Annotated in this window: 2 protein-coding genes and 1 pseudogene; 2 read left to right on the top strand and 1 reads right to left on the bottom strand. The window is 58.4% G+C overall.

Annotation, left to right across the window (positions count from 1 at the left end):
* A pseudogene (locus tag HP546_RS29965) lies at positions 1-224 on the top strand (phosphoglycerate dehydrogenase); the annotation flags it as partial.
* 47 nt (positions 225-271) lie between these two features.
* On the opposite strand, the gene HP546_RS29960 reads toward HP546_RS29965, so the two are convergent.
* Positions 272-748: a DUF4399 domain-containing protein gene (locus HP546_RS29960; RefSeq protein WP_172233421.1), complete on the bottom strand. Its 477-nt coding sequence runs from the start codon at positions 746-748 to the stop codon at positions 272-274.
* A gap of 198 nt (positions 749-946) precedes the next feature.
* Between HP546_RS29960 and HP546_RS29955 the strand changes: the two genes are divergently transcribed.
* Positions 947-1,435, top strand: coding sequence for a transporter substrate-binding domain-containing protein (locus HP546_RS29955; protein ID WP_172233418.1), 489 nt, complete (start codon positions 947-949; stop codon positions 1,433-1,435).
* The last annotated feature ends 244 nt before the right edge of the window (positions 1,436-1,679 follow it).

Here is a 1,679-nt window from a genome sequence, read left to right as displayed (position 1 = left end):
CAGGCAAACACCGCCTGCTGCACATCCACGAAAACATCCCGGGCGTGCTCAGCGAGATCAACAAGGTGTTCGCCGAAAACGGTATCAACATCTCCGGTCAGTTCCTGCAGACCAACGAGAAAGTGGGTTACGTGGTGATCGACGTTGACGCCGAGTACTCCGACCTGGCGCAAGAGAAGCTGCAACAGGTCAAGGGCACCATCCGTTCCCGCGTCCTGTTCTAAGTTTGCGGGCGGTATGAAAAAGGGAGGCCCTTGTGGCCTCCCTTTTTTCATTTCACTTCGACAGTCACTTTCTGCGACTCGACACTTGGCTTGAACGGTACGTGATACTGGTCACCCAGTACCAGCTGCAGCGTGTGCTTGCCCGGGGTCAGGGTAATGCTGGTTTCGGTCTGTGCCTTGCCGAAATGCAAAACCTGCGGCCCCGCCGGCAGCGCGGTGCCTGCCTCAGGCATCAGGCTGGTCGGCAGGGGCATGTCGGCAACGGGTTCTTTGTCCACATCCACCAGCAAGTGGTGGTGCCCGGTGTGCGGGGTCTGGTCACCGGCTGGTTTGAGTCCCATGCCTTCGATGCCGAACTTGACGGTGAAGGTCTTGTCGACCGTGGCACCATCGGCGGGGGAAACGATGAAGACCTTGGCATCCTTGGGCGGCTCCTGGCTCTTCAGGGCATCCGCGGCACTGGCGAACACCGATGCTCCCATCAGCAGACCGGCAACGGCAGCACGCGAAAATAGGCTGTTCATTCACTTCTCCTGTGATTCACTTATTGACCGCCACCAGCATGTCGAACGGCAGCGGTAGTTCACCATAGCCCACAAAGAGAAATATTTCAGTTAGGGTTAAACCTCGCCAAGGCTTCAAGGTCATAGGCTGCGCTCGATCACGGCGAGGAAGAAAGCCGTGGCGAAAGTTATTCAACTGCTAAAAGAAAAGGGGCATTCATGCGTTCGACCATAGGGGTACTGCTGGCAGTACTGATCAGTCCATTGGCCCAGGCGGAGCTGATCGACGAAATCGCCGACCGGGGCGAACTGCGCATAGCCGTACAGGCCGACAACTCGCCGTACGCGTTCAAGCAAGATGATCGCCTGACCGGTTTCGACATCGAGTTCGGGCAAGACCTGGCCAAGGAGCTGGACTTGCGTGCCGAGTTTGTCGAAGCGTCGGCTGCAGAGGTATTGCCCGGCGTCGAAAGTGGCAAGTACGACATTGCACTTACGCCGTCCGCTGAGGCGCCCAAGGGTGGCGGCTCGCTGGATGTGAGCCAGCCGTTTGGCGCCAAGAGGCTGTTGATCCCGTTCCAGAAGGACAATCCGGCGTTTGAAAGTGCGGTGAACAATGCGCTGCAACGGCTGAAAGACAGCGGGCGCACTACCGAACTTGAGCAGAAGTGGTTCAGGGGTGTGCAGGAGACTGCGGCCGGGCAATAAGTTTCGAGCTGTCTGTGCCGCCCTCATCGCCGGCAAGCCAGCTCCCACAGGAAGATCACCGCTTTCAAGAACTGTGGTGTACCTGTGGGAGCTGGCTTGCCGGCGATAGGGCCGCGCCGGGGAGTGTCAGGTTTTTTGTGTGCGGGCCGGTAACGGCCTGCCGCCCGGCAGGCCTTGATTTCACCAGGTTGGCCTGATGAACCGATCTCCGTACAGAATCGCAAATTGATTCATCGCACTTTTC

The sequence above is a fragment of the Pseudomonas sp. CM25 genome, assembly GCF_013179705.1.
Lineage (GTDB): Bacteria > Pseudomonadota > Gammaproteobacteria > Pseudomonadales > Pseudomonadaceae > Aquipseudomonas.
The sequence above is the reverse complement of the archived record's forward strand: the minus strand, read 5'-3'. Positions and strand labels throughout refer to the sequence as shown.